The sequence below is a fragment of the Arthrobacter sp. 18067 genome (assembly GCF_902706295.1).
In the GTDB taxonomy this organism is placed as follows: Bacteria; Actinomycetota; Actinomycetes; order Actinomycetales; family Micrococcaceae; genus Arthrobacter.
This window is the reverse complement of record NZ_CACSJJ010000051.1, coordinates 1-3991: the sequence shown is the minus strand read 5'-3', so window position 1 is coordinate 3991 and position 3991 is coordinate 1. Positions and strand designations below refer to the sequence as shown.

Sequence of the window (3991 nt, the reverse complement as noted above, 5' to 3'; positions counted from 1 at the left end):
CCTTCCTCGAACCCGACGACCTCGCCGCCCTCATGACCGGCACCCACGCCCCCACCACCTAGGCAACAAATGGAAAGGTCCTGCATCCGATGGAAGTACACGAGACAGGCGGCATCCGGTGAATACCGTCCGAGAGGTGCGGCTGACGGCTTTCGACGGCCACCGATTCCGGGCCTACGTCGCCTCCCCGGCAACCCATGCTCCGGCCGCTTGCGTGGTCCTGCTCCACGAGATCTTCGGCATCAATGCCTATATGCAGACCATGGCCGGTGAATTCGCCGATGCCGGATACATCGCGGTTGTCCCTGATTTGTTCGCCCGCCAGGAACAGGACGTGGACCTGGGCTACACCGGGCCGGACTTCAATCACGCCATCGAACTGAGAGACAACCTGGACGTTGACTTGGCGCTGACAGATATTGCCGCGTCCCTTGCATGGTGCCGGCGGACTAATGGAGGAAACGGGCGGGTCGCCACACTTGGATACTGCCTAGGTGGCGGACTGGCGTTCATCACTGCGGCCACGGAGAAAGTCGACTGTGCAGTCAGCTACTACGGCGTAGGCATCCAGGACAGGATCGACTTGGCGACCTCCCCCACAATGTCGCCGCTGCTCCTGCACTTCGCTGAAGAAGACCACTACTGCCCACCCGACGCCCGCATGGCGATTATGGAAAGCCTCGCCGGAACAAACGAGACGGAGATTCACCTCTATGAGGGCGTCGGTCACGCGTTCGCAACCTACGGGCGGGACACTTTCGACGCGGAGTCCACTCGGCAGGCCTGGACCAGAACCCTTGCGTTCCTGAACCGGATGATGGCCCTTGCCGCACCGACACTGCCCGCTACATGATCACTGGCTGAGAGCCGGGCGGTCCGACGCTGAACCGTCTCACCCGCTCCATATCGATCGAGCCTGCCTCACGCGCCCGAAAAAGGTAGGCCAGTTCGGCAAGGAGCTCCCAAGGAATCCCGGCGCTGGCAAGCGCTAATCGCAACACGCTGCCCGAGCGTCGGGCCAGCGCCGGGTCCTTGCCGACCGACTTCAGCGCCAAAAATGGCCGGCATTAGGGGGCTTTTGCAGCAGGTTGGACGCCAGTGTTGTGTTCGTGCATGATCCGCATGACTGCATCATGATCCCGCGTTTCCAAGGCATCCGCCATGCCCTCATAGAGTTCAAATCGACGCTGCAGAACATCGGGAAGTTTGCGGTCCGGCACCGACGGCAGAGTAACGGCATGCTGTTCGAGAACCTCCAGCAGACTTAGGAAAACTGTCCGGAGCACGACGTTCGGGGAGATACTGGCGATGCATGCCTGGAACCGCCAATTGCCGTGGAGGAAGCCGGGTATGTCATCTACCGCCATGGCCTGCTTCATGGCTTCCACTTCCCTGCGCATTGCCAGGATGTCGGCCGCCGACGAATGAAGCAGGGCGTCCTCAAGCACCAGAGGGTCCAATGCATTCCGCATGCGCTGGACGTCCGCGACGATGTGCTCACTGTCTTCGATCGCGAGCATCTGGTTTCCGAGCTTGACCAGCGGTGCCTGCTGAGCAGCAAAAATCCCGCCACCCGGCCCCCTGCGCAGGGTGACGTAGCCTCTGGCCTGGGCGATCTTCAGCGCCTCGTTGAAAGTGCCGACAGACACAGAACACAGCTGCCTCAGATCGTCCTTGCTACCCAAACGCTCGCCCAGGCCGGCACGGGCGGCTAGCTCCTGAATTCGATTCGCGGCCATCACCGCACGGTTCGCGGGCTCTTGGCCTGCTGCTACCTGCTGGGACTCGCCCGCCCGCCACAGCTCTCGACTGAGTGCCGGTCCCTCACTCATCTCAAAATGCGGCATCGTTTGGCTCCTCCACCAACCAGAAATAAATCATGATCATCATATCCCAAGCCCTTGACATATGATCTGCGACACTCCCACAATGAACATATTGATCATGATGTTTTAGGAGAAATCATGCAGACACAAGCCCAGCTCAGAGACTTACGGGCAGCGGTGCCGTCTCCAGTAACCATCGTCACGGCAGCCGGCGATGATGGCCCGGCGGGGGCGACGGTTAGTGCTTTCATGCCCCTCTCGTTGGAACCTCACCTGGTTCTGGTGGCATTGGAGAACAAGTCCGGCCTCTTGCGGAAAATCTGCAGGGAGGGCCATTTTGGAGTGAACATTCTGGCCCAACACCAGCCCGAGCTCGCATTGACGTTCGGAGGCCGAAGCGAGAACAAATTTGACCGCGTCAGTTGGTCCTACGACCATGGCTTGCCGCGTCTTCAAGACACGGCAGGGTGGCTGGCGTGCGAACTCTACGACGTCATTTCCGGAGGCGACCACACCGTTCTGGTCGGTTCAGTCCAGCACGCTGCCAGCGCCGACACCTCTCCCATGGTGTACAGCCACCGCCTCTTCGGTACCCACTCCGAATTCGCAAAGCGCCCGCGCCGTCCCATCCTGGACCAGCTCGCGGCCTGCGCCCGCTAACCCTGATCCCAACCGTCCTTGTAGGACCCCTCAATGAAGAGAGAAAGAGAAATGACCACCATCGCTGAACCCATCACCGTCCCGGACCGCGCACAGCTCGTCGCCCGTGCCACCGAACTGACCGCCCTGCTGAGGAACAACGCCGCCGAAGGCGAAAAGAACCGCAGGGTTGTCGAAGAATCCATCCAAGCCCTCACCGATGCCGGCCTGTTCAAACTGGCTGTCCCAAAGCGCTACGGCGGCTACGAGACCGATATGCGCACCATGCTTGAGGTCTCTAAAGCAGTGGGCTATGCCGACGGCGGCACCGCCTGGGTTCTCACGCTGACCAACATCTGCGCATGGTTGACGGGCCTCTTTCCCGTCAAAGCACAGGACGAAGTCTTCGGCGCCAACCCGGACGCCAAGGTCTCCGGGGTACTGACCCCGACCTCGACCTCCGAAAAGGTCGACGGCGGCTACAAAGTTACTGGCCGCTGGTACTACAACTCCGGCTCCTGGCACGCCACCTGGGCCGTCCTGGGAATCCCAATCACCGATGAAAACGGCACAGTGGTGGATCAGGGTCTGGCATTGATTCCGACCAGCGAAATGACCCTTGAGGACACATGGTTCGTCGCCGGCATGCGTTCCAGCGGAAGCAACTGCCTGGTGGCCGACAGCGTTTTCGTCCCCGCACACCGTGTCATGTCCGTCCCGCCTGCCATCGACGGCGACTACCCCACCGAGCAGATCGGTTCTGAAGCCCTCTACCGTTCCGCTTTCGTTCCCATTCTTGCTTTGGTACTGATCGGCACACAATTGGGTCTCGGCCAGGCCGCCTTGGATTTTGTGATCGAAAAGGCCCCCAAAAAGGCCATCTCCTACACATTCTTCGAAAAGCAGAGCGACTCCGTGGCCTTCCAGCTTCAGGTCGCGGAGGCGGCTCAGTTGCTGGACACCGCCAACCTACTCGCCCAGCGCGCCGCCCAGGACATCGACGACGCTGCCGCCGGCGCTGAGTACCTCGACTACAAAGCCCGGGCACGCGTGCGTGCCGACACCGGCTGGGTCGCCGAGCACGTCACACGCGCCATCGATATCCTCCTCAGCGCCCACGGGGCCGGCAGCTTCGGGGATACCAGCCCACTCCAGCGGATCTGGCGCGATTCAGCCACCGCAGCACGGCACGCCATCGTCTCCCCCGCCGTCGGATACGAAATCTACGGAAAAGCACTCCTGGGCGTCGAAGAAAAGATCACCCCACTCGTCTGAGCCCACCCCACAACTTCACCCACCACAGAAAGATAAATCGTGCGTATTGCTAATGTTGATAACCGTGCAGTTGTGCTGGTCAGTGATGACCGGGGCGTTGATGTTGAGGCCGCCAGTGGTGGCCGGTTCGGTCCCGGCCTTGCCGGGATTTATGCCCGCTGGGAAGAGTTCAAGGCCTGGGCCTCGACACTTGCCGACACCGCCGCCGACGTCAGTTTTGACCGGTCCTGGCTCGGATCCCCGTCCCCAAC

General features: G+C 61.2%; 4 protein-coding genes and 1 pseudogene. 4 read left to right on the top strand and 1 reads right to left on the bottom strand.

The features are described from left to right. Nucleotides 1-118 precede the first annotated feature (118 nt). Nucleotides 119-853, top strand: coding sequence for a dienelactone hydrolase family protein (locus GVL04_RS23945; protein WP_159709149.1), 735 nt, complete (start codon nt 119-121; stop codon nt 851-853). 214 nt (nt 854-1067) lie between these two features. Here GVL04_RS23945 and GVL04_RS23940 read toward each other — a convergent pair whose 3' ends face one another. Next, nucleotides 1068-1847 carry a FadR/GntR family transcriptional regulator gene (locus GVL04_RS23940; RefSeq protein WP_159709148.1) on the bottom strand — a complete coding sequence of 260 codons (780 nt, stop codon included), beginning with the start codon at nt 1845-1847 and terminating at the stop codon, nt 1068-1070. Between the two features lie 117 nt (nt 1848-1964). Here GVL04_RS23940 and GVL04_RS23935 point away from each other — a divergent pair, with 117 nt between their 5' ends. From GVL04_RS23935 to GVL04_RS23925, 3 genes and pseudogenes are all read left to right on the top strand, one after another. Beyond that, nucleotides 1965-2486 carry a flavin reductase family protein gene (locus tag GVL04_RS23935; RefSeq protein WP_159709147.1) on the top strand — a complete coding sequence of 174 codons (522 nt, stop codon included), beginning with the start codon at nt 1965-1967 and terminating at the stop codon, nt 2484-2486. A 51-nt stretch (nt 2487-2537) separates the two neighbouring features. Next, nucleotides 2538-3740 (top strand): acyl-CoA dehydrogenase family protein, encoded by a 1203-nt coding sequence (locus tag GVL04_RS23930; protein WP_159709146.1) that lies wholly within the window; start codon nt 2538-2540, stop codon nt 3738-3740. A 39-nt stretch (nt 3741-3779) separates the two neighbouring features. Next, a pseudogene (locus tag GVL04_RS23925) lies at nt 3780-3991 on the top strand (fumarylacetoacetate hydrolase); the annotation flags it as partial.

Excerpts from the sequence above, each read along its gene's own strand:
- GVL04_RS23940 (WP_159709148.1), bottom strand. The coding sequence starts at position 1,847 with ATGCCGCATTTTGAGATGAGTGAGGGACCGGCACTCAGTCGAGAGCTG.
- GVL04_RS23930 (WP_159709146.1), top strand. The coding sequence starts at position 2,538 with ATGACCACCATCGCTGAACCCATCACCGTCCCGGACCGCGCACAGCTC.
- GVL04_RS23935 (WP_159709147.1), top strand. The coding sequence starts at position 1,965 with ATGCAGACACAAGCCCAGCTCAGAGACTTACGGGCAGCGGTGCCGTCT.